The sequence below is a fragment of the Streptomyces djakartensis genome (assembly GCF_014651075.1).
Classification (GTDB): Bacteria; Actinomycetota; Actinomycetes; order Streptomycetales; family Streptomycetaceae; genus Streptomyces; species Streptomyces djakartensis.
In genome coordinates, this window is record NZ_BMWE01000010.1 from 165,975 (window position 1) to 186,047 (window position 20,073).

The 20,073-nt window shown below is 71.0% G+C and carries 26 protein-coding genes, 1 tRNA gene and 2 pseudogenes; 18 read left to right on the forward strand and 11 right to left on the reverse strand.

Annotated features, from left to right (window positions below; translation table 11 throughout):
• Window positions 1-118 precede the first annotated feature (118 nt).
• From IE212_RS18930 to IE212_RS18970, 9 genes and pseudogenes are all read left to right on the forward strand, one after another.
• Window positions 119-1,486, forward strand: coding sequence for a poly(ethylene terephthalate) hydrolase family protein (locus tag IE212_RS18930; RefSeq protein ID WP_190199057.1), 1,368 nt, complete (start codon window positions 119-121; stop codon window positions 1,484-1,486).
• 385 nt (window positions 1,487-1,871) lie between these two features.
• Window positions 1,872-2,411 carry a class IV adenylate cyclase gene (locus IE212_RS18935; protein ID WP_190199058.1) on the forward strand — a complete coding sequence of 180 codons (540 nt, stop codon included), beginning with the start codon at window positions 1,872-1,874 and terminating at the stop codon, window positions 2,409-2,411.
• A gap of 60 nt (window positions 2,412-2,471) precedes the next feature.
• A pseudogene (locus IE212_RS18940) lies at window positions 2,472-2,910 on the forward strand (radical SAM protein); the annotation flags it as partial.
• Window positions 2,911-3,157: 247 nt separating this feature from the next.
• Window positions 3,158-3,646, forward strand: a complete 489-nt coding sequence (locus tag IE212_RS18945; RefSeq protein ID WP_190199059.1) for a DUF6907 domain-containing protein — start codon at window positions 3,158-3,160, stop codon at window positions 3,644-3,646.
• The gene (locus tag IE212_RS18950; RefSeq protein ID WP_190199060.1) at window positions 3,643-4,008 is read left to right on the forward strand and encodes a DUF6907 domain-containing protein; all 366 of its coding nucleotides are present in this window, start codon (window positions 3,643-3,645) and stop codon (window positions 4,006-4,008) included. Before IE212_RS18945 ends, IE212_RS18950 begins: the two co-directional genes overlap by 4 nt.
• The gene (locus tag IE212_RS18955) at window positions 4,005-4,796 is read left to right on the forward strand and encodes a hypothetical protein (protein WP_190199061.1); all 792 of its coding nucleotides are present in this window, start codon (window positions 4,005-4,007) and stop codon (window positions 4,794-4,796) included. Before IE212_RS18950 ends, IE212_RS18955 begins: the two co-directional genes overlap by 4 nt.
• On the forward strand, window positions 4,793-4,939 hold the full coding sequence (locus tag IE212_RS18960) for a hypothetical protein (RefSeq protein WP_190199062.1): 147 nt from the start codon (window positions 4,793-4,795) through the stop codon (window positions 4,937-4,939). Before IE212_RS18955 ends, IE212_RS18960 begins: the two co-directional genes overlap by 4 nt.
• A gap of 8 nt (window positions 4,940-4,947) precedes the next feature.
• The gene (locus IE212_RS18965) at window positions 4,948-5,460 is read left to right on the forward strand and encodes a hypothetical protein (RefSeq protein ID WP_190199063.1); all 513 of its coding nucleotides are present in this window, start codon (window positions 4,948-4,950) and stop codon (window positions 5,458-5,460) included.
• A complete protein-coding gene (locus IE212_RS18970) occupies window positions 5,460-5,819 on the forward strand; it encodes a hypothetical protein (RefSeq protein WP_190199064.1) in 360 nt (119 codons plus the stop codon). The genes IE212_RS18965 and IE212_RS18970 overlap by 1 nt, the downstream gene beginning before the upstream one ends.
• Before the next feature lie 379 nt (window positions 5,820-6,198).
• On the opposite strand, the gene IE212_RS18975 is transcribed toward IE212_RS18970, so the two are convergent.
• Entirely contained in the window at window positions 6,199-6,396 is a 198-nt protein-coding gene (locus IE212_RS18975; protein WP_190199065.1) for a hypothetical protein, read from the reverse strand.
• 162 nt (window positions 6,397-6,558) lie between these two features.
• On the opposite strand from IE212_RS18975, the gene IE212_RS18980 reads away from it, so the two are divergent.
• Entirely contained in the window at window positions 6,559-6,798 is a 240-nt protein-coding gene (locus IE212_RS18980; protein ID WP_190199066.1) for a GntR family transcriptional regulator, read from the forward strand.
• Window positions 6,799-7,143: 345 nt separating this feature from the next.
• Here IE212_RS18980 and IE212_RS18985 read toward each other — a convergent pair whose 3' ends face one another.
• From IE212_RS18985 to IE212_RS19015, 7 genes are read right to left on the reverse strand one after another with little or no spacing between them, the layout of a single operon-like run.
• Window positions 7,144-7,392, reverse strand: coding sequence for a hypothetical protein (locus IE212_RS18985; RefSeq protein WP_190199067.1), 249 nt, complete (start codon window positions 7,390-7,392; stop codon window positions 7,144-7,146).
• Window positions 7,392-7,895, reverse strand: a complete 504-nt coding sequence (locus tag IE212_RS18990; protein ID WP_190199068.1) for a hypothetical protein — start codon at window positions 7,893-7,895, stop codon at window positions 7,392-7,394. Before IE212_RS18990 ends, IE212_RS18985 begins: the two co-directional genes overlap by 1 nt.
• A 10-nt stretch (window positions 7,896-7,905) precedes the next feature.
• Window positions 7,906-8,127: a hypothetical protein gene (locus IE212_RS18995; protein ID WP_190199069.1), complete on the reverse strand. Its 222-nt coding sequence runs from the start codon at window positions 8,125-8,127 to the stop codon at window positions 7,906-7,908.
• Between the two features lie 14 nt (window positions 8,128-8,141).
• A complete protein-coding gene (locus IE212_RS19000; protein ID WP_190199070.1) occupies window positions 8,142-8,312 on the reverse strand; it encodes a hypothetical protein in 171 nt (56 codons plus the stop codon).
• Window positions 8,313-8,322: 10 nt separating this feature from the next.
• Window positions 8,323-10,146 (reverse strand): AICE element replication initiation protein, encoded by a 1,824-nt coding sequence (locus IE212_RS19005; protein ID WP_190199071.1) that lies wholly within the window; start codon window positions 10,144-10,146, stop codon window positions 8,323-8,325.
• Window positions 10,143-11,126, reverse strand: a complete 984-nt coding sequence (locus IE212_RS19010; protein WP_190199072.1) for a bifunctional DNA primase/polymerase — start codon at window positions 11,124-11,126, stop codon at window positions 10,143-10,145. The genes IE212_RS19005 and IE212_RS19010 overlap by 4 nt, the downstream gene beginning before the upstream one ends.
• Complete coding sequence (locus IE212_RS19015) at window positions 11,123-11,320, reverse strand: helix-turn-helix transcriptional regulator (protein ID WP_190199073.1); 198 nt, start codon at window positions 11,318-11,320, stop codon at window positions 11,123-11,125. Before IE212_RS19015 ends, IE212_RS19010 begins: the two co-directional genes overlap by 4 nt.
• Window positions 11,321-11,459: 139 nt before the next feature.
• On the opposite strand from IE212_RS19015, the gene IE212_RS19020 reads away from it, so the two are divergent.
• On the forward strand, window positions 11,460-12,032 hold the full coding sequence (locus IE212_RS19020; RefSeq protein WP_190199074.1) for a helix-turn-helix domain-containing protein: 573 nt from the start codon (window positions 11,460-11,462) through the stop codon (window positions 12,030-12,032).
• On the forward strand, window positions 12,025-13,227 hold the full coding sequence (locus IE212_RS19025) for a tyrosine-type recombinase/integrase (protein ID WP_190199075.1): 1,203 nt from the start codon (window positions 12,025-12,027) through the stop codon (window positions 13,225-13,227). The genes IE212_RS19020 and IE212_RS19025 overlap by 8 nt, the downstream gene beginning before the upstream one ends.
• A 94-nt stretch (window positions 13,228-13,321) precedes the next feature.
• On the opposite strand, the gene IE212_RS19030 is transcribed toward IE212_RS19025, so the two are convergent.
• Window positions 13,322-13,395 (reverse strand) — tRNA-Thr (locus tag IE212_RS19030).
• 193 nt (window positions 13,396-13,588) lie between these two features.
• On the opposite strand from IE212_RS19030, the gene IE212_RS35425 reads away from it, so the two are divergent.
• The gene (locus IE212_RS35425) at window positions 13,589-13,717 is read left to right on the forward strand and encodes a hypothetical protein (RefSeq protein ID WP_268250729.1); all 129 of its coding nucleotides are present in this window, start codon (window positions 13,589-13,591) and stop codon (window positions 13,715-13,717) included.
• Window positions 13,717-13,806, forward strand: a pseudogene (locus tag IE212_RS35545) (DNA-binding protein); the annotation flags it as partial. The gene IE212_RS35425 and the pseudogene IE212_RS35545, both read left to right, overlap by 1 nt.
• Before the next feature lie 63 nt (window positions 13,807-13,869).
• Here IE212_RS35545 and IE212_RS19040 read toward each other — a convergent pair.
• On the reverse strand, window positions 13,870-14,286 hold the full coding sequence (locus tag IE212_RS19040; RefSeq protein ID WP_190199077.1) for a DUF3224 domain-containing protein: 417 nt from the start codon (window positions 14,284-14,286) through the stop codon (window positions 13,870-13,872).
• Window positions 14,287-14,415: 129 nt separating this feature from the next.
• Between IE212_RS19040 and IE212_RS19045 the strand changes: the two genes are divergently transcribed.
• The 4 genes from IE212_RS19045 (at window position 14,416) to IE212_RS19060 (ending at window position 18,114) form a co-directional block, all read left to right on the forward strand.
• Window positions 14,416-15,450, forward strand: coding sequence for a helix-turn-helix transcriptional regulator (locus IE212_RS19045; protein WP_190199078.1), 1,035 nt, complete (start codon window positions 14,416-14,418; stop codon window positions 15,448-15,450).
• A 106-nt stretch (window positions 15,451-15,556) separates the two neighbouring features.
• Window positions 15,557-16,645, forward strand: a complete 1,089-nt coding sequence (locus IE212_RS19050; protein WP_190199079.1) for an ABC transporter ATP-binding protein — start codon at window positions 15,557-15,559, stop codon at window positions 16,643-16,645.
• A 191-nt stretch (window positions 16,646-16,836) separates the two neighbouring features.
• Entirely contained in the window at window positions 16,837-17,292 is a 456-nt protein-coding gene (locus IE212_RS19055; RefSeq protein ID WP_190199080.1) for a hypothetical protein, read from the forward strand.
• 90 nt (window positions 17,293-17,382) lie between these two features.
• Window positions 17,383-18,114 (forward strand): nucleotidyltransferase family protein, encoded by a 732-nt coding sequence (locus tag IE212_RS19060; RefSeq protein ID WP_190199081.1) that lies wholly within the window; start codon window positions 17,383-17,385, stop codon window positions 18,112-18,114.
• Window positions 18,115-18,336: 222 nt separating this feature from the next.
• Here the strand turns inward: IE212_RS19060 and IE212_RS19065 are convergent, their stop codons facing one another.
• Window positions 18,337-20,061 carry a DoxX family membrane protein gene (locus IE212_RS19065; RefSeq protein WP_190199082.1) on the reverse strand — a complete coding sequence of 575 codons (1,725 nt, stop codon included), beginning with the start codon at window positions 20,059-20,061 and terminating at the stop codon, window positions 18,337-18,339.
• Window positions 20,062-20,073: the final 12 nt, after the last annotated feature.

Genomic DNA, 20,073 nt, shown 5'->3' on the forward strand with positions numbered 1-20,073 from the left:
CCACGCGGGGTCTTGGGCAGGCCAGCACCCCGCCCCCTGCCCTCCCGGCCTCGACCGCCCCCTGCCCGACCCGCCGCAACGCCCCCTGTCCCCGACACCGTCCGACAAGGAGCACCGCATGGCCATGAACCGACGCACCTTCCTGGGACTGGGCGCAGCGGGAGCCGTCGCCGCCGTCCATGCGTACGGCGCCCCCGCGGCGACGGCGTTCCCGTCCGCCCCGGCGTTCTCGTCCACCCCGGCGTTCCCGTCCACCCCGGCGGCCGCGCCGACCCGGCGCTTCGCCATCGGAGTGCGGGAGTACGCCTGGAGCCGCGGCAACCGCCGGCTGACCACCCGGATCTTCTACCCCGCCACCGGCAACCCTGGCGGCAATCCCGTCGTGGGCGCCCCCATCGCCGACGGTGTCTTCCCCATCTGCGAGTTCAGCCACGGCCTCGGCGGCAACCCGGAGAGCTACGCACCGCTGATCCGCCCGCTGGCCGAGGCCGGATTCGTCGTCCCCGCACCCGTCTTCCCCACCACCTCCAGCGGCACCCAGGGCAACATCCAGGACGTCTACAACGGAAACCAGTCCAAGGACGTGTCCCAGGTCATCACCAACACCCTCGCCCTCAACACCACGGCGGGCGACCCGTTCGCCGGGCACCTCGACACCACCACCGGCGTCGGCGTCGCGGGACACTCGCTGGGCGGCATGACCACCCACGGGTTACTCACCGCCTGGCCGGACAGCCGGATAGCCGCCGCCGTCCCCTTCGCCTGTGTCGACATGGGAAACCCCGGCACCACGGTCAGGGCCAACGTCCTGTTCGTCCACGGCGATCAGGACTCCGTCTGCCAGTACTCCTCCGCGCGCCAGGCCTACACGGAACTGCCCGCCCCCAAAGCGTTCCTCACCCACCGCGGCACGGGCCACGACCAGTACATATGGAGCGGCTACAACCACACCCAGACGGTCGCCACGTATGTGGACTGGATGCGCTGGAGCCTCTACGCCGACACCGCCGCCCGCGACCGCCTCCGCGCCGACGCCACCTCCGGCACCACCACCACGACCTGGGAAGCCGTCCTCACCTCCCTCCCCACCGGGCCGACGGTCAGCCTCCGCTCCCGGGGCAACGGCCAGTACGTGTGCGCGGAGAACGCCGGCGCCGACCCGCTCGTCGCCAACCGCGCCACCGTCGGCGACTGGGAACGGTTCGACCTGGTCGACCTCGGCGACAACAACGTCGCGCTGAAGGCCCGTGCCAACGGCCGGTACGTCTGCGCGGAGAACGCCGGTGCCGACGCGCTCATCGCCAACCGCACCGCCGTCGGGCCCTGGGAGACCTTCCGGCGCGTGAACAACTCCGACGGCACCGTCAGCCTGCGCGCCCAGGCCAACAACCAGTACGTCGGCGCCGCGAACAACGGAACCGGCCCCCTGACAGCCAACCGCACCGCGATCGGCCCCTGGGAGTCCTTCGACCTGACCACCGGCTGACCCGCCCCGCCCCGCCCCGCCCCGCCCCGAACGATGAAACCGCAGGTCAGAACGCATCTGACCCGGGGTTTCCAGCAGCAGCCTGAGCAAGTGCTGTACACGCCGGAGGCGCAGGAGACACCTGCAGAGTGGACCTTCCCGAAGGCGTGGACGGAAGCCCCCAGCGGGCCCGTGACGGGTCGCCTGGGGGCTTCTCCGTGTTGCGCGCAATCCGCAGCCGACGTCCTCGTCCAGCAATCCGCCGCAATCCGTGAGCGCCACCGCGCAACCACCGCGCATCCTGGATCTCCAACCGACCGCCCATGGCCCAGGGCCGTTGTCGGGCTGCGGCCTTCTACGCTGCACGGTCGTTGGACACCAGCAGCGACCAGCGATCGGAGACCCCATGTCAGGTGTTGAGTTCGAAGCGAAGGCCCTCGACATCGACCTCGCGAAGGCCGCACGGCTCATCACCGAGGCCGGCGGCACCTGCACGACCGGGACACGCCTCATGCGGCGGTACGTGTACGACACCATCCCGGCCGTCCCCGGCCGCTGGGTGCGGCTACGCGACACGGGAACCGAAGTCACCCTGTGCGTAAAGCAGATCACCACTGACGCCGTCGACGGGACCCACGAGACCGAGGTCACCGTCGACAACTTCGAGGAAACGGCCGCGCTGCTGCGGCTCACCGGCCTGACACCGCGCAGCTACCAGGAGAACCGGCGCACCTCGTACACCCTCGGCGCTGTCCGTCTCGAGATCGACGAGTGGCCCCGCATCCCGCCGTACCTGGAGATCGAGGCCGACGACGAGACACAGGTGTGGACGGCCGCCGCCGCGCTGGGCATCGATTCCGACCGGCTCACATCGATCAACACCACGAAGGTCTACGGCCTTTACGGCATCGACCTGGACTCCATCACCGACCTGCGCTTCGAGTAGGCCGGCGCCTGCGACACCGGCCGGGGCACCGTGCCCCGGCCGCCCGGAGAAGGGGGCACCGTGCACGACCTGAGCGACGTGCCGGTGGAAGTGAAACCGGACCGCACCCTGCATGTGAAGATCATCGAAGCGTGCGGCCGCCTGCTCGTTCTGCCGCAACGAGGGAACACCCGTCGCCACACCGGGCCGCACCGGACGCGTCTCTATCCACCTCCGCACCAACGGCGCCGGCTTCATGCCCGACCGGATCGCCGCCGACGCCGACTTCGCTACGGCCCTCGCAGCCGTCCGAGGCAGCCTACCGACGAACGAAGTGCACTTCACGGGCGGTGAGCCGACGCTGCACCCCGACCTGCCCGGGCTGATCACCATCGCCCGGCGCCTCGGACTCACGGTCGGACTGACCTCGAACGGCGAAAACGGCGCCGCGGTCCTGCCAGCCGCCCCGGACAGCAGAAAACCCCAGGTCACGGGCTATGTGACCTGGGGTTCACCAGAGCCCCCTGTCGGATTCGAACCGACGACCTACGCATTACAAGGTCTATAGCGCTCTGACGATGACCAGCGGTAAGACCCTCATAGGCCGGTGACCTGCGGATTTGGCATCCCGCTAGATCCCAAGTATTCCCGGCTGATCCCGTTCTCACGTGTACGGAATGTGTACGAGAACGGGGCGGCCCCGGGCGGTGTCCTACCACCGACCACGGGGCCTACGGCCGGACCCTTCACCAGCAAGGAGTCAGACCGTGAGCAACACCGTACACAGCGCTGCCGCCACGCTCCGGGCGGTCCCGCAGCTGCCGGCCGACGAGCCGCGCACGTGGACCTTCACCAACCGCGAGACCGGCGAGCCCACCACCGTCACGTGCATGCTGGGCTGCACGCTCGACCACGCGCAGGACATCGCCACCCCGACGCACCCCGAAGACATCAGCTGCCAGGCCGATGGCCCGGAGCTGCACCTGCCCGTCATGGGCTCGCTGTGCGAGTCGGGCCGCACCGAGAACCTGTCCGTCCTGGGCTTCCGGCTGCAGGTGAACCCGTTCGCCCCGACGCTCGCTGAGCGGCTTCCGCACCTGCTCGTCGAGGTGGTCGATGAGCAGTGGATCGAGGGCCTGGACCCCGACACGCTCGCCATGGTCATCGGCCAGCTGCAGAGCCAGCTCGAGCGCCTGCGCGTCGCCCAGGTGCAGCTGGGCGCGGCTCGTGACGAGTACCGGAGGCGGTCCGCATGAGCGACCCCCGCACGGTGACCGTGAACGTCCTCGTCACCAAGCCGCTCGAGATCGAAGAACCCGACTGGTGCGCCGGCCACAGCGACGACCGCGCGGAGTTCAAGGCCGACATCACCCACAAGGGCCGTGAACACGTCCTCAAGGTGGGCGGCTTCCCGCTGTTCCGCGCGATGCTCGCCCAGGCGCCCTACTCGCAGCACGCCCCATCCGCGCCCTGCCTGTACGTCGAGCAGCTGGACCTCACCGGCTCGTACACGCCGGACGAGGTCGAGGACCTGGCCGACGCCCTCGTCGAGGTGGCCGCGCGCCTCCGCGCCCTGGGCCGCGAGCTGGACGCCGTCCTCGAGGAGGAGGGCCGGTGAAGCGTGACCCGCTGCTCTGGGTCGCCACGGCGGCCGTCCTCACCGTCCTCGCCTCCGCCGAGTACGAGCTGGCCCGCGCGTGCGGCTTCGGTACCTACGTCGCCGCCGGCGTCCCGGCCGCGCTGGACGTGTACGCCCTCGCCGCGCTCCGGGCACGCCGCGACGTCCTCGCGGTCGTCCTGTCCCTGATCGCCGTGAACGCGGCCTCCCACCTCGTCGAGGTCGGCCTGCTGCCCGTGTCGGTGACGCTCGTCGTCGCCGTTTCCGCGGTCGCCCCGCTCGTGCTGTGGCGCGTGCACCGACTGTCCGAGCAGCGAGCGGAACCGGCGGCGGAACCCGTCCCGGCCGTGGCGGAACCGACCCCGGAACCGGCGGAACCGATCACCGTGGAGCGCGAGCCCGCGCCGGTCAACGTGGCCCCCGTCGGGCCCGTCCTCGGCCCCTGGCAACCCCTGGCGGAACTCGCGGGCGGAACCAGCGGAACCGGGGGCGGAACCGGCCCTGACCTGCTCGGCGATCACTTCGCGGCCGTGCGCAAAGCCATCGGCGAGACCCCGGCGGAACCGGCAACGGAACCAGTTCCGCCCGCAGTTCCGCCGACCGGAACAGGCGCCGACGACATCGAGACCATCGACAGCCAGAACACGACGTTCGAGGCGCGCGTGGCCACCGTGCGGCACTGGCTGGAGAGCGAACCGGAACTCACCGGAACCGAGATCGGCAACCGGCTCGGCATCTCCGACGGCTACGGCCGGCGCCTGCTGCGCACCGCCCGGGACGGCTCGTGATCCTCGCCGCCTGTTTCGCGCTCGCCGCGCTCGCGGCCCTCGTCGGCCTCGCCCTGGTCGACACCCGCACCGTGCCCCCCGTGAGCGGCACGTGCGCCCTGATCCTCACCCTCGCCGCGCTCGGCGTGGCCGTGTACCGCTGAAGGACACCATGAACTACGTGACGTTCGGCGGCGTGACCGTCGGCCTGATGATCCTCGGCTACCAGCTCATGATCTGGTGGCCCGGCCGCAAGCCCCTGATGAAGGACATCGTCAAGCACGCCTCCCGGCTCCTGCCCTTCCTCGCCTCCTGGGCCTACGGCTGCCTGACCACCCTCGGCATCGGCGGCCTCATTGGCACCGCGTCCAGCGCCGTTCTCGGCATCTCCAACTGGCTCGGTGACGCGGCCCTCGTCTGGGGGGTCGGCGAGTCCGGCGGCCAACTGGCCGGGGCGAAGACCTTCACCCCTCTGACCGGCCCCGGCGCGGCCCTCGTCCTCATCGCCACGTGCGTGTTCATCGCGGCCGTGAAGAAAGCCAGCGGCGACACATCCAAGACGCTGAAGCTCGGCGCCTGGTGCGGCATCACCCTCGGCACTTCCGCCGGCGTCGCCGGGTTCGCCGCGGTGCCCCTCGCCCAGGCAGCGAACTGGCTCGGCGGCAACCTCTACGAGGCGCTGTGATGGCGGACCACCTCGAGCAGGAAGAGCCCTCGTGGGTGGCCGGGGCCGTCGTTCTGGCCGCCCTCGGCGGCGGCGCCCTGGCCGTCGTGTTCGCCCTCGCGGTGGAGGCCGGCGTGCTCGCCGTCTGGGTGGCCGCGGTGGCGGCTGTGTGGTGGTCGGCCCGTCGCCGGGTGCCCGATTCGTCCGCCACTCCCCCACCGCAGGAGGGGCGCCCCTCCTGCCGCGAATGCGCAGGTCACGAGCTTATCGACGTGACCCCTTCTGAGACTCAGAAGGGGATGTTGATCTACAAGTCCGCGCCTCCCGACCGGCCCAACCACACCCACATCCACATCGTCGAGGAGGTGAACCCGCGATGATCCGTCGACTCCTCGCCGCGGTCCTGCGCTACGAGCAGCCGCCGCTCGACTACTGCCCCAACTGCGCCGGGCACTACCCGCCTTCGCACTTCCCCTGTGTGTAGTCCGCGCACGGCAACGGCCCCCGTCCTCGAGGACGGGGGCCGTTGCGCTGTCCGGCGCGGGCTTCAGCTGCCCCGCCGGGGCCTACAGGGCCGCGCGGGGCAGCGCGGCCCACACTCGTACACGTCCACGTCCAGGACGTGCGCACCCACCCGGCCCCGCGCCCGGCCGGCCGCCCGGCCGCCTTGCGCCAGTGAGGCCCCGCACCAGCAGCATGCCCAACCGGCGTACTGAGCGCGTGTCAGCTCGGTGGCGTCAGGCGGCTTCGGCTTCCAGGTCACGGCCGGTCGGCGAACGGCACCAGGCGGTGTTCCTCGCGGCACGGCCCGCACGCGTACTGCACGCCCCCCGACCCGGAGCCCTGCTCGATGACGTCGATGAGCCGAACGTCGTCGGCGAAGCGGTTGTGCCAGCTGCAGAAGCCGTAGCTCGTGGGGGTGCCCGCGGCGGCCTCGGTCTGCGTACTCTCGTTCACGTCGACTCCTCACCAGTCGTCCACGCCCCCGAGCCCGGCCAGGCTGCGGGGGCTTTCCGCTGGTCGGACCGTACCGCTACAGGCCACTACAGGGCACCCCATACGACCACATGGAGCCACCTACGGGTGCCGGTCGTGGGGTGGCGCCCTACGTTCCGGAGCATGAGCGAAGACCCGTTCGTCTACGTCTACGTGCGCGTCGCCAACCAAGTGGAATCCGAGATCCGCTCCGGTCGACTTCCGCACGGCGCACGCCTGCCGAACGAGCGGGACATGGGCGCCCAGTACGGAGTAGCCCCGGGCACCGCCCGCCGCGCCGTACAGGAACTCCGCGATCGCGGCCTGGTCGTCACCCTGCCGAACAAGGGCACGTTTGTCGTCGCTCCCGACACTGGCGAGTAGGCGCCGCATCCTCGCGGCGGCCTGATCAAAACGTCCGAATTCGCGGGCACAGGATTTTCCCTCCCCGGCGGGTGACCTCCAGGCCCCGGGGGGAGTCACCCCCCAGGGGCGGGCCGCTCGTCCGTCGAGGAGGGCAACGCTCGCGGCGGCTGATTGGGCCGTTCCTGTGGCCGCCGTGCAGCTGCTCGGGCATGACCAAGGCCCGCCGGTTGCGAGGTGGCCGGCGGGCCTGTGGGTGGCGCTGGTCGGGTCTGTGCGGGGAAGGAGGCCCGCTAGGGTTTGGCCCCGCTCTCCGGCCATGGCTCCCCGCTCGTCACGGGGTGGCTTTGACGCCGCGGTGGTTGGTCATGCGGCCGGCGGAAGGTCCGGCGGGTCGATGGGCTGTCCGTCCGGTCCGGTCGGCGTGAGGTCGATGGTGATGACATCGCCGTTCGGTCCGGCCTTGAGTCGCCGTCCTCGCGGCATGGGCGCCTGGCCGTCGACGGCCTGGCCGTCGGTCATGGCGCTGTCGGACCACAGCGGCCTGCCTGCCTTGTCCCTCGGGAAGTACGGGTAGGTTCCGTCCTCGCCCGGGTCGAGCGCGTCGGTGGCCATCAGTCATCCGCCCTGGCGTATGCCTCGCGCTCGTCGTGCAGGCGCTGAGTCTCTGCGGCGGCGGCGTCCTGCCCCAGGTCCTCGATGGCCCCGATGATGGTGTCCCACAGGATCGTGGGTTCCCGGTAGCTGAGGAGGGGGACCTGGGAGCCCTGGGGGTCCTCCCGGTACCGGACCGCGTCGGCGGTGGAGCGGATGGCGTTGCGGCGGTGCCAGGTGGCGCGCATGCGGGTCCAGGCGGACCATACGGGGTCGTTCTGCAGGGCCTTCAGGAAGTCGGCGCGGGCCCGCTGCTCTTCGGCGCGCAGCTGCTCGTCCTGGTCCTGCCACGCGGCGAGGAGTCCGCGGTCCCAGTCCGCGCCGCGGCCGGCCTGCCGTTCGGCTTCGGCCGCGCGTGCGGCCTCGAGCTCGGCGGTGACCTGGTCGAGTTCGGCGGCGGGCTTGGCGGCCTGGGTGCGCAGCTTCTCCGCGCGGGCTTCGAGGGTGGCGATGGTGTCGGTCATGGTGGTCCCTTCAGCTGTTGAGGTCTTCGTGGGCGGCCTTGTCGTCGGCGTAGTAGGCGAGCGACATTCGCATGGTGGGGGTGAGGCTGTCGGCGTAGGCGGGGTCCTTGGCCATCTGCTCGAGAGCCTGGTCGTACTCCGGTTTCGGGCTGTAGTTGTCGGCCCGGTTGCGGAGGAGGTGGGCCCGCCGCTCGGGGGTGAGATCGGCGGGGAGGTTCTGGTGCGTCGTCATGGTGTGACCTCTCGTCAGGTGGTCCGGGTGGCGGGCCTCATGGCCCAGATGAGTTCGCAGCTGGTGTCTGCGCAGCGTGCGAGGTCGAGGGGTGTGCCGCTGACTTCGGTGTGCCCGACGATGCGGACTCCCCGGATGCGGCGGCAGGCAGGGCAGTACGTGGTGATCGGCTGCTGGCGAGGCATCTGGCGACTCCTACGCCGCGGTGCGGCAGTCCAGGCAGAAGGGCGAGCCTTCTGCGTTCCACTGGGGCCTGGAGCACTGGGCGCACGGCGTCTTGGGGCGGACGCCATTAGAGAGTGGGTGCATTTCAGCGTCCCCAGCGGTCCCAGCGTCCCCCCTGCCGTGTCCGTGCAGGTCAAGGGCGGTGCCCTGGGGGGACGCTGGGAAGAGTCCAGCGTTCCCCGCAGCGTCCCCAGCGTCCCCCTGGGCGCTGGGGGGACCGCTAGCGTCCCCCCTGTAGCGTCCCCCCTGTTCTCCCTGCTCAGGGGTGGTGCCGATCGCTCCGGGGGACGCTGGGGACGCTGTTTCGTACCTTCTCTCTGCTGAGGCTGTCAGGGTGTAGAGACGCTGCTTCTTCGGCTTCGGTCCGCGCTTGCTGTCGTCGACCTCGATGCCGATGGTCCGCAGCGCCGGGGCGAGCCGCTTGAGCTGGCCGCCCGCGCGAGTCGGGTCCTTCGGCCACTTCCGCGGAAGCTTGTCCGGGGCGGCCACCCGCTCCAGCAGTTCCGAGGCGGTGAGGGTGACGCCCTCGGGTCCGGCCCGGTCGACGAGCGCGACGACGGCCTGGGCGAACGGCTCGCCCTCGAGGACGTCGGCGACCGCGTCGCGGGCGGTGGCCTTGTAGCTGTCGAGGGTGTGCCAGCCCTTCACCTTGTCGACCGCGGCCAGGACGCGCGCGAAGTCGGCCATGCGGGGCCGCTCCTCCAGCTGCACGTCGGGCAGGACGGCCAGGACGTCGGCGAGCAGATCGAACAGGGAGGCCAGGATCGACGCGTGCGCGTCGGCGTAGGCCGCGTCCAACTCGGCTTCCTCGCGGCGCCGACGGTCCGGGATTGTGTGCAGTTCGATGGTCAGCAGCCGCTCGGCGAGGTCCCCGGCGAGCGCTCCCGCGTCGATGGTGGTCATCGCCAGGACACGGCGGAACTCGAGGACGACGACGTCATCGTCGGTGTAGAGCGCGCGGTCGACGATGCCGTCCCCGGTGACCGCGCGGCACAGGGCGTCGGACAGCCAATCAGCGATCACAGAGACGTTGTCCAGGCACAGGGCCCAGGAGTTGAACGCCTGCGTGGCCCACGACTTGATGTCCCGGGGGGCGGTCCGTTTCGGTGCGCCGGACGGGTCGACGATGCCGATGACCATCTTCGCGGAGTACGACTTGCCGGTGCCCTGCTCGCCGCGGAACGTCAGGATCGGGTGCGGCAGATCGGGGATGAACGCGGCGACGAGCCACGCGACGAGCAGCTGGAATCCCTCGTCATCGGTGTTGAGCATCGCCCGCAGCTTGGCCAAGCCGTCACCGTCACGGACCGGTTCAGGCAGCGGCTTCATGGCACCCGATCGGCGGAACAGGACGGGTGAGCGTGCGGCACGCTCCCACCCGGTGGGGCGGATGATGACGCACCGTCCGTCAGCGTCGCCCAGGTCGACGACGATGCCGCCGTCCGAACGGGCCACGCGGACGTGCGGCACGCGCGGGTCGGCGTCCTGGGCGACGCCTTCCAGCACGGTCATCGCGTCGGCGAGCGCCGACTGGGAGGGCACCGAACCGTCGTGCTCGTCGGTGAAGATGCGGGCCAGCTGCGAGCGCAGGCCGGCCTTCCCGCGCAGCGGCAGGGCGATGTTCGCACCGTCGACCTTCACCCCGTAGGGGCGGCCGTCCTCCGACATGAACAGCTCGTACCGCTCGCGGGCCAGCGCGACGAGGAGGGACGCCTGGGAGGGCCCGCGGCCCTTCTCCACCTCGGTGCCCGTGCTCTCGACGATCTCGCGGGCCTTGTCCTTGCTGTCGGTCACGTGGTGGCTCCCAGTACGGCGCGCCGGGCTGAGGCGATGGTGGCGGCGGCTTCGTTGTCGGGCAGGTCGATCGCGGCGGCGGCCTGAGTAAGCGCGTCGTGCGCGGAGTCGGCGGGGAAGAGGCCAGCGCCCGCGTGCTCGAACGCCCGGCAGGCGGCCCAGTACAAGCGGCTGTTGCGCTGCCCCTGGGGTGCGTCAAGGACGACGCGGACCAGGCCGACCAGGGTCCGGCCGCCGGTCACGCGCCCGGTGAAGGGTCGGGCCGGCCGGGGCGGGGTGGTGTCGGCCGTCATCAGCTGCAGCAGCCGCCCCGGGATTGGCTCCACCACGACCTCGTTCGGGTCGGAGGCGAGGGTGTAGAGGCCGGCCGCGCTGCGGGACCCGGGGCCGACCAGGTAGCCGCCGCTGCCGCGGACGTCGACGCCGGGGGCGAGGTGTCCGGCTCGGTTGGGGACCTTCACGTCGGCCGGGCCGGACCACCAGGCGTGATAGCCGCCGGACGGGGTGGCGATGATGACCGTGCGCGGGACCGCGATGCCGTTCCGGGCGGCCAGCTTCCGCAACTCCCACACGCCGTCTACGCCGTTCTTCCGGTCGAGGTCCAGGCCGATCAGGTGGTGCGGTGCCCGGCCGCAGGCGATGCCGTAGCCGGTGGCGTGCCGGGCGACGTCGAACATGGCCCGGATGCGGTCGGGGTCGTTGCTGGCGTCGTGGATGCCGTGCCCGAGCTGCCCGCACTCGCCTTTGCAGCTGTGCCCCTTGTCGTGGGGCGAGCGGATAGCGGGCAGCTTCCGCACGGACAGGGGGATGACGTGGAAGCCGAGCATGCCGGCGGTGTCGAGGGCGCCGTCGAGGGCGTTCGCCCAGTCGCCGGTGACGCCGGTTGTCTGCCGCGCTACTCTGCTTGCTGGTCCGGTCCTCAGCTGGCCGTCTTCGTTCGCCCCCGTTGCCGCGGGGGCGTTCGTCTTTCCAGTGGTCATGCCGCGGCCCCGTTCTCCCGGGCCTGTAGCCACGCGTCGACGTCCGCACGTCGGTAGCGGACGGGCGACGTGCGGCCGTCACCCAACTTGGTGTAGCGAGGCCCGACGCCCGTCCAGCGCCAGTTAGCCAGCGTCTGAGTGCTTACGCCCAGCTCTTCCGCCAGATCCCGCGGTGTCAGCTTCTGCTGTGCCATCCCAGCATCCTGTCTGCTTTTTCTCGACAAGGCTTGCATCATCCCTGTGTTGCGGTGATGATGTGAGAGTAAACAGGATGAAGCCGATCCGCAAGATCCCTTGTTTGTCGAGAAAATAGCGACGGATAGGGTGCGGATCATGACGACGGGACGCATTGAGTTGGCATCGACCGGGCGGACTGTGGCCGCCAATGTGAAGCGCTTGCGGGAGGCGCAGCGGATGACGCTGCGATCACTGTCAGCGCGGCTCAAGGAGATGGGCCGGCCGCTCAGTGCCGACGCCCTCAACAAGATTGAGAATGGCGCGAGTGAAGAGCCGCGGCAGGTCCGGCGCGTCGATGTCGACGACTTGACTGCGCTCGCCGTCGCCCTGGGTGTACACCCTGCTGCCCTGTTGCTCCCGCCGACCGCTCGCATCGCCGAGAGCAACGGGGAGCCCGTGACCGTCCCCGTCACCGGCGCGGGAAAGGTCCCGGCGCGAGTGGCGTGGGAGTGGGCGCACGGGATGCGCCCCCTGCCCGGGCAGGGCGACCCGGAGAAAGCTTGGCTCCAGTTCTCCTACGCAGCGCTCCCCGAGGGGTGGCGCGGTATGCCGGCGGCGACCTACGCGCAGTGGGACGCGGAGCAGGCCCGCCAGGACTACGAGCAGATCTTGGGTCTGACCGGCTTCAACGCGGACGGGACACCGAAGGACGGGGGGGACGATGGCTAGGGTCTGGATCGAGGATCGGGCGAACCACGCCGACTACCAGGAAGCGCTGGAGTGCTGGCAGGCGGCGAAGCGGGAAGGCTCGAAGCGGCGGGCGCCTGGGCGCTGGCGGGTGCGCTGGTACGGACCGGACGGCAAGGGCAAGGCGAAGACGTTCGGGAAGCTCCCCCAGGCCGAAGCCGAGCGCGACGCGCTCGCGGCCCGGCTGGACAAGGGCTCTTACCGAGACCCGGCGTCAGGCAAGGCGGCCGTGAAGGTCGTGGCCGAGGAGTGGTTCACGTCGAAGCGGAAGATCGGGCGGACCACGAAGCGGGACTACCGAGACCTGCTCGACAACTACGTGATCCCGCGCTGGGGTGACTGGCAGGTCGCGGCCGTGCAGTGGGAGGACGTCGACGCCTGGGTGACCGAGCTGGAGACCGGCCCGGGGAAGTCCGGCCGGACGATCGGCGCGGCCCGCATCATCAAGGCCTACCGCGTGCTGGCCATGGTCATGAAGCACGCCGTCTTCTCGAAGCGGATCAGCGTCAGCCCGTGCCACGACCACGAACTTCCCCGGCCGGACGACGAGGACGAGCACGTCTACCTCACCTTCGAGCAGCTGGAGCAGCTGGCGGCCGCGGCCGGTGAGTACCGGCTGCTGATCCTGACCCTGGGGTACTGCGGGATCCGGTGGGCGGAAGCGTCCGCGGTGAAGGCCGGCCGCTTGTCCGTCGCCCAGCGGCGCATCCGGATCGTGCAGAACTACACCGACGTCGGCGGCGTCCTGGCGCTGGGGCCGGTGAAGAACCACGAGAAGCGCTCCGTGCCTGTCCCCCGGTCGTTCGCCGACGAGCTGGGCGCCCTCGCCCACGGCCGGAAGGCTGACGAGCTGCTGTTCGTCGCACCCGGGGGAGGCCCCCTGCGCTACGCCAACTTCCGCTCGAGGGTCTTCGACCCCGCGGTGAAGGCGGCGGGCCTGGAGGGCATGGGCATCACCCCGCACAAGCTGCGCCACACCGCGGCCTCATTGGCCATCGCGGCCGGCGCAGACGTGAAGGTCGTGCAGACGATGCTGGGGCACAAGGACGCGGCGATGACGCTGAACATCTACGGCCACCTGTTCCCGGACCGGCTGGACGAGGTGGCAGAGCGCCTGGACGTCGGGCGAGCGCGCGCACTGGACAAGCTCCGTGCGTCCCTCACGGAAGCCGCGTAGGGGAAACCATGCGTACAGAATGCGTACTGCCCGCCCGGGGTCCTCCCCGGACGAGCAGTAGGTAAGCGGCCTGTGACCTGCCGCTTCATCTCAGAGCCCCCTGTCGGATTCGAACCGACGACCTACGCATTACAAGTGCGTTGCTCTGGCCAGCTGAGCTAAGGAGGCGCCGCGCACTACGAAGCCGCGCGCGAAGGCTGCACCACTGTACACAGAGCCCGTTACCCCGGGCCACGAAGTTCCCTACCAGCCCATGCCCCGCAGTCCGCCCGGTTCCCGCCGCCTTCAGACCGTACGTACCCATGTAGGCCCGGGCGGCTTCTCCACCCACGTTGCCGAGGCCCTTGAGCAACGCGTGGCCATGGACAAGCTTCGTGAGATCGTCGCCGACTTCGAGACCGACAACGACCCGCTGTCCCGGGAAGAGATCGAAGCAGCCAGGGCCGTTCTGCGACGTGATCAGCGCCCCTCCGGCAGTGCCGCGGCCTGATGCCCGGCACGCTCCGCCTCGACAGCGAGGGCCTGTCCGGGCTCTGTCTCAAGGACCGCGCCGTTCTGGCTTTCGTCCAAGCAGCCTCGGCTTTGACGACCTCGACGGCGGGCCCGCAGAGCAGTACCTGCGAAGTTCCGCTCCGCCCGGTCTCACTCCACCTCGTACTCGAAGCTGTAGGCCACAGAGGTCTCCCCGTGGCGCGCGGTGAACCCGCCCTTGCCCCGCAGTCCCGCCAGGTCCCCGCTGCCCGAGTCCTCCACGACCTCGAACGTGCAGTGCACCGTGCCGTCCTCCCCGAACCAGCCCCGCTCCTCGACGGCGAAGCCGCCCTCCCGCCCGTCCAGCCGGCCGGTGATCAGCTCCATGCCGGTGAAGGAGCCGGTCTTCGCGGTGACGTAGACGATGGAGTACTCGCAGATCGTCCCGGCCGCCTCGATTCCGCCGCTGAAGGTGTTGCGGACGGAGGCGTGGGCGAGGCGGGGGTTCGCGTCCTCGCCCGGGCCGATCACCTTTTCCTGCCAGTCGGCGAAGGTGAAGTGGCCGGTCGTGGTCCGTGTTCCGGGCATGGGTGTGTCCTCTCGGTCGTGCCGCTGGTCGCGGTCGTCGGCTCGTCGGCTCGTCGGCTCGTCGAAGACTCTGGGCGCCGTACCTGACATCTCCTGTCAGGTACGGCGGATGAGCCAGAGAATGGCCCCATGCGCGCCGACCGGCTCCTCTCCCTGCTCCTGCTGCTGCAGAACCGCGGACGCATGACCGCGTCCGAACTCGCCGCGGAACTGGAGGTGTCGGTGCGGACCGTGTACCGGGACGTCGAGGCACTCGGGGCGGCCGGTGTGCCGGTGTGTGCCGACCGGGGACCGGAGGGCGGTTACCGGCTGGTGGACGGGTACCGGACGCGGCTGACGGGGCTGACCGACGCCGAGGCCGGTTCGCTGTTCCTCGCCGGGATGCCCGGCCCGGCGCGGGATCTCGGGCTGGGGGCGGTGCTGGCGAGTGCCCAGCTGAAGGTGCAGGCGGCCCTGCCCGCGGAGCTCGCCGGGCAGGCGCGGCGGGTGCAGGAGCGGTTCCATCTGGACGCGCCGGCCTGGTTCCGTGAGGCCGATCCGGTGCCGTGCCTGGAGGCGGTCGCGGCGGCCGTGTGGGAACAGCGGGTGCTGCGGGTGCACTACCGGCGGTGGCGGGGCGAGGTGCGCCGGGAGGTGCGGCCGCTGGGGCTCGTCCTGAAGGGCGGCATCTGGTACCTCGTGGGCCTGGCCGACGAGACCGTTCGCACATACCGGGTGTCGCGTCTGCTGGCCGTGGAGGGAACCGGGGAGGTCTTCGACCGCCCGGCCGGGTTCGACCTGGCCGCCTACTGGGAGGAGTCCTCCCGGCGCCTGGAAGCCGCCCTGCGGCAGGGCGTCGCACGGTTGCGGATCTCCCCGCGGGCCCAGCGGCTGCTGCCGATGCAGTTCGGGGCGGCGGGGGCCGAGGCGCTGCGCGGGGCGGGCACGCCGGACGAGGAGGGCTGGGTGGAGGTGGAGCTGGCCGTGGAGGGGGAGGCCGTGGCGGTCGGCGACCTGCTCCGGCTGGGGGCGGAGGCGGAGGTGCTCGGTCCTCCTGACCTGCGGCGGGCCGTCATGGCGGCGGTGGCGGCGCTGGCGGGCCGCTACCAGGGCTCCGAGAATTTCCGCGAAGTTCACAGGCCCGGAGGTACTGACAGACCAGGTGAACGCCAGGTACCGTCCTGAGCCAGTTCACACGTGTGGACTACACCACAACGGAAAACCGTCGTGGCACCACCTTCCTACTCGGATCGTCCGGCACGTTCCTGCCGGTAGAAGGGGTTCACTCACCATGGCCACTGTCTCGTTCGACAAGGCGACCCGGATCTACCCGGGCTCCGACAAGCCCGCTGTTGACGCGCTCGACATCGACATCGAGGACGGCGAGTTCCTCGTCCTCGTCGGCCCGTCCGGCTGCGGCAAGTCCACCTCGCTCCGCATGCTCGCGGGGCTCGAGGACGTCAACGCCGGCGCCATCCGCATCGGCGACCGCGACGTCACCCACCTGCCGCCGAAGGACCGGGACATCGCCATGGTGTTCCAGAACTACGCGCTCTACCCGCACATGACCGTCGCCGACAACATGGGCTTCGCGCTCAAGATCGCCGGCGTCAACAAGGCGGAGATCCGGCAGAAGGTCGAGGAGGCCGCGAAGATCCTCGACCTCACCGAGTACCTGGACCGCAAGCCCAAGGCGCTCTCCGGCGGTCAGCGCCAGCGTGTCGCCATGGGCCGCGCCATCGTGCGTGAGCCGCAGGTGTTCCTCATGGACGAGCCGCTGTCCAACCTGGACGCCAAGCTCCGTGTGTCGACCCGTACGCAGATCGCCTCGCTCCAGCGCCGTCTCGGCATCACCACCGTGTACGTCACCCACGACCAGGTCGAGGCCATGACGATGGGCGACCGTGTGGCGGTCCTCAAGGACGGTCTGCTCCAGCAGATCGACACCCCGCGCAACATGTACGACAAGCCTGCCAACCTCTTCGTGGCCGGCTTCATCGGCTCCCCGGCGATGAACCTCGTCGAGGTGCCGGTCACCGACGGCGGCGTGAAGTTCGGCAAGTCGGTCGTGCCGGTGCAGCGTGACGCGCTCACCGCCACCACCGACAAGACGGTCACCGTCGGTGTCCGCCCCGAGCACTTCGACGTGGCCGGCCCGGACGCCGAGCTGGGCCTCGCGGTCACCGTCAACGTGGTCGAGGAACTCGGTGCCGACGCCTACGTCTACGGCACCGCCAGGGTCGGCGACGAGTCCAAGGACCTCGTGGTCCGCGTCAGCGGCCGTGACGTCCCGGAGAAGGGCAGCCAGCTGCACATCGTGCCCCGCTCCGGCGAGACCCACGTGTTCTCGACGTCGACCGGCGAGCGCCTGTCCGACTGATTCGGCACAGCTCGACGAGGAGGGCCCCGCGGCCGACGCCGCGGGGCCCTCCGTGTTGTCACCCAATACCCCGGCAGACCAGACATTTCGAGCACAGGCGTCAACGCCCTATCCAAAAAGGAGTGGTTCCTCATCCCCCGAACCGGTGACTAATTGTCTACAAACCACTACTGCGCGCTACCCTCACACGCGTGAAGCACTCCAACACCCAACAGACGCGACGCGGCCGGGGCCCCGCCCGCCGGATCGGCCGCACCCTCGCTTTCGTCCTGCCCGTCGTCCTGGTGCTCTCCGGGACCCTCGCGGTCACCCGAGTCAACTGGTCGGGAAGCCCCTCCGACCCGGTGCTCACCGCCGCGGACACCACCACGTCCACCGGCACCCCGCGGGCCGCCAGGCGCGCCCCGCAGGACGTCCTGCGCGACAAGCTGCTGACCGAGCTCCAGGAGGAGAACCCGGGCGTCGCCCTCACGCACCTCCAGGAGGCGGTCAACGGCCGCCCGTCCCTCGCCAAGCACTGCACCTCCATCGCCCGCGCCCTCGGCCAGGCCGCCGTCCGGGTCTACGGCCCGACGCGCGCCCAGTCCTACGCCCGCCCCGTGTGCGACACCGCCTTCGCCACGGGTGTCGCGGCGGCGCACGGCTGAGCGCCCGCGCAGAGCTGAGTTCCCCACCCGGAGCTGAGCGCACGCCCGACGCCGCACGCCGGGGCGGGACGCCCCGTACAGTTCGGTCCCATGAACGATCCGAGCGCCGCGTCCCGCCCTGTGCAAGCCGTGGTACTGGCCGGCGGCCAGGGCTCCCGGCTGCGTCCGTACACCGACGACCGGCCCAAGCCGATGGTCGAGATCCCCGGGACGGGGACTCCGATCATCGGCCATCAGCTTTCCTGGCTCGCCGACGAAGGCGTGACGGACGTGGTGGTCTCCTGCGGCCATCTCGCCGAGGTGCTCCAGAAGTGGCTGGAGACGGCCGATCTGCCCCTCTCCGTCACCACCGTCGTGGAGTCCGAGCCCCTCGGCCGCGGCGGCGGCCTGAAGTACGCCGCCACCCATCTGCCCCACCCGGACCGGCCCTGGTACGCCACGAACGGTGACATCTGGACCCGGTTCTCACTGCGCGACATGGCGGACTTCCACACCGAACGGGACGCGATCGCGACGGTGGCGCTGGCGCGGCCGCGGCTGCCGTGGGGAGCGGTGAAGACCGACGGGTTCGGGCACATCACCGACTTCATCGAGGCCCCGCCGTCGACGTTCGAGATCAACGCGGGTGTCTATGTGTTCTCCCCCGAGTTCACGGAGTTGCTGCCGGACCGGGGAGACCACGAGCGCACGACGTTTCCCCGGCTGGCCCGGGAACAGCGGCTGGCCGGGTTCACCATTCCGCAGGGGGCGTACTGGCGGGCCATCGACACGGCGAAGGATCTGACGGAGGCCGCGAAGGAACTGGCGGCGTCGGGGCGTTGAGAGCGCCGGGGGGCCTGCGCCGAGAGCTCGGGGGCTTGCGCTGAGAGCTCGGGGGCTTGTGGCGTCGTGCGGGTGCGGGTGGTGTGTGGCTTGTCGCGACCGCGCGGCGGAGCCGCATATCGAATACAGCCCCGCGCCCCTCAGGAGACGGCTCCCCCACCCCCGACAGAGGGGCCCCGCACCTCGAAGGTGCGGGGCCCCTTTGTCGCTCGGGTCGGCCGGCTAGCCCAGGAGGCCGCCGACCAGGCCCGGGCGTCCGGAGTCGGAGGAGTCGTCGCCCGTGCCGCCGGTCGAGCCCGTGCCACCCGTTGCCGCGCCGCCGGAGGTGGGACCGGACGTGGTGCTCGGGGCCTGGCGGGCCGGCGAGGACTGCCGGGGCGGGGCCTGGCCCGTGCTGCCCTGGGTCTGGCTGGGCCGGCCGCCGGTGACGGTACCGGCGTCCTGGGTGGCGCCCGGCTGGGACGTGGTGCCCTCGCTGGGACCGGGTGAGCCGGTCGTGGCGTCCTGGGTGGGCGGGGAGGAGGCCGACGGGGTGCGCTTCGCCTTGCGCTTGCCGGGCTTGTCGGGGAGCGGCGAGCCGGGCAGCTCGTTGCGCGGGGCCTCGCCGGGGCCGGGGACGACGACCCGGTCGGCATCACGGACGGCGCCGCCGAGCAGCGAGCCGACGAGCAGCGTGAGGCCGGTGGCGACGGCGGTGACGAGGGCGCCCCGGCGCAGCACGTAGCGGCGCAGGTCCCAGATGTCGGCGCGGGGTCCGAGGCGGCGCCAGGCCCGGCCGGCCAGACGGCCGTCGATGGAGTAGACGGGTGCGCCGGCGATGATCAGCGGGGACCACGCGGCGAGGTAGATGATGTCGGGCGTCTCGTAGGCGGGGACGCTCTTCCAGCTGACGGTGACCAGCAGTGCGGCGGAGAGCAGGGCGCCGAAGGCGGCGGCGACGCGCTGCCAGCAGCCGAGGACCGTCAGGACGCCGACGACGACCTGCGCGAAGGCGATCACCAGCCCGGAGCCGATCGGGTGCTCGAACGCGAACTGCCGCAGCGGCTCGGCGACTTCCCAGGGGTGCAGGGTGTTGAGCCACTTGACCATGGAGCCGCGCTCGCCGCCGTCGAAGTAGACGGGGTCGCACAGCTTGCCCATGCCGGCGTAGATGGAGATGCAGCCGAGGAAGACGCGCAGCGGAAGCAGGACGACGCCGAGGTTCATCCGGCGGCCCGGGTAGTAGGCGTGCCGGGCCGGGTCGTCGCCATGGCGTCGGGCGAGCCGGCCCCTCTCGTCCGCCGCGTCGGTGAGGTCCTCGAAGTCCTCCTCCGTGTAGGCGGGTTCGTCGTAGCCGGCTTCGTCATAGGCGCTGCCGACGGTGCGCATGGGGGGCAACAGGCGGGTGCCGTCGGCCTGTTCGTGGGTGCGCTGACGGCCGACGACGGGGGTCTCGACGGTCTGGGCCAGGTCGTCCTCGTAGCCGCCGCTCTGGTACCCGGGGCCGCCGTACCCCTCGTGGTCGTACCCGGTGCCGTAGCCGGCGTCCTGCGGGGCGGTGCCCACGCGGGAGATGACCTGGGTGGCTCCGGCGTCGGAGGCGGGATCGTCGGGGTGGCGGACGCTCTCGTGCCGCACGGCTTGGAGCAGCCGGTGGGCGCCGGTGTCGTCGGGCGCGGATCTGCCGCTCCAGATGACGGGACGGCGACGGGCGGCGGCCCCGTCCGCCACGCCCCCGGCGGCGGCGGGGATACGGGCGGTGTCCTCGGTGGCGGTCATGTGCCGTGCGACCCGTGGGGACTGGACGCGACGCGTCGAGCCGCCCAACTGCACGCGGAAGCTCGCGTGATTGACGATGACCTGCGCCGGGTCGCTCGGCACCTTCACCATGCTCAGCGCGGGAGCGTCGTCGAGTCCCGACGAGCGGTCCCCCGTGGGTGTGCGGGGTGTTCTGGTGTCCACACTCATCTAACCGAGTGA

Bases quoted from the DNA above. Each gene is read 5' to 3' on its own strand.
- IE212_RS18995 (WP_190199069.1), bottom strand. From the start codon at position 8,127: ATGACGACGCACCAGAACCTCCCCGCCGATCTCACCCCCGAGCGGCGG.
- IE212_RS18930 (WP_190199057.1), top strand. From the start codon at position 119: ATGGCCATGAACCGACGCACCTTCCTGGGACTGGGCGCAGCGGGAGCC.
- IE212_RS19045 (WP_190199078.1), top strand. From the start codon at position 14,416: ATGCGCGCCGACCGGCTCCTCTCCCTGCTCCTGCTGCTGCAGAACCGC.
- IE212_RS19000 (WP_190199070.1), bottom strand. From the start codon at position 8,312: ATGCCTCGCCAGCAGCCGATCACCACGTACTGCCCTGCCTGCCGCCGC.
- IE212_RS18935 (WP_190199058.1), top strand. From the start codon at position 1,872: ATGTCAGGTGTTGAGTTCGAAGCGAAGGCCCTCGACATCGACCTCGCG.
- IE212_RS18985 (WP_190199067.1), bottom strand. From the start codon at position 7,392: ATGGCCACCGACGCGCTCGACCCGGGCGAGGACGGAACCTACCCGTAC.
- IE212_RS19015 (WP_190199073.1), bottom strand. From the start codon at position 11,320: ATGGCACAGCAGAAGCTGACACCGCGGGATCTGGCGGAAGAGCTGGGC.
- IE212_RS18965 (WP_190199063.1), top strand. From the start codon at position 4,948: ATGAACTACGTGACGTTCGGCGGCGTGACCGTCGGCCTGATGATCCTC.
- IE212_RS18970 (WP_190199064.1), top strand. From the start codon at position 5,460: ATGGCGGACCACCTCGAGCAGGAAGAGCCCTCGTGGGTGGCCGGGGCC.
- IE212_RS19020 (WP_190199074.1), top strand. From the start codon at position 11,460: ATGACGACGGGACGCATTGAGTTGGCATCGACCGGGCGGACTGTGGCC.
- IE212_RS19025 (WP_190199075.1), top strand. From the start codon at position 12,025: ATGGCTAGGGTCTGGATCGAGGATCGGGCGAACCACGCCGACTACCAG.
- IE212_RS18980 (WP_190199066.1), top strand. From the start codon at position 6,559: ATGAGCGAAGACCCGTTCGTCTACGTCTACGTGCGCGTCGCCAACCAA.
- IE212_RS18950 (WP_190199060.1), top strand. From the start codon at position 3,643: ATGAGCGACCCCCGCACGGTGACCGTGAACGTCCTCGTCACCAAGCCG.
- IE212_RS35425 (WP_268250729.1), top strand. From the start codon at position 13,589: ATGGACAAGCTTCGTGAGATCGTCGCCGACTTCGAGACCGACAACGAC.
- IE212_RS19065 (WP_190199082.1), bottom strand. From the start codon at position 20,061: ATGAGTGTGGACACCAGAACACCCCGCACACCCACGGGGGACCGCTCG.
- IE212_RS19010 (WP_190199072.1), bottom strand. From the start codon at position 11,126: ATGACCACTGGAAAGACGAACGCCCCCGCGGCAACGGGGGCGAACGAA.
- IE212_RS19060 (WP_190199081.1), top strand. From the start codon at position 17,383: ATGAACGATCCGAGCGCCGCGTCCCGCCCTGTGCAAGCCGTGGTACTG.
- IE212_RS19050 (WP_190199079.1), top strand. From the start codon at position 15,557: ATGGCCACTGTCTCGTTCGACAAGGCGACCCGGATCTACCCGGGCTCC.
- IE212_RS19040 (WP_190199077.1), bottom strand. From the start codon at position 14,286: ATGCCCGGAACACGGACCACGACCGGCCACTTCACCTTCGCCGACTGG.
- IE212_RS18990 (WP_190199068.1), bottom strand. From the start codon at position 7,895: ATGACCGACACCATCGCCACCCTCGAAGCCCGCGCGGAGAAGCTGCGC.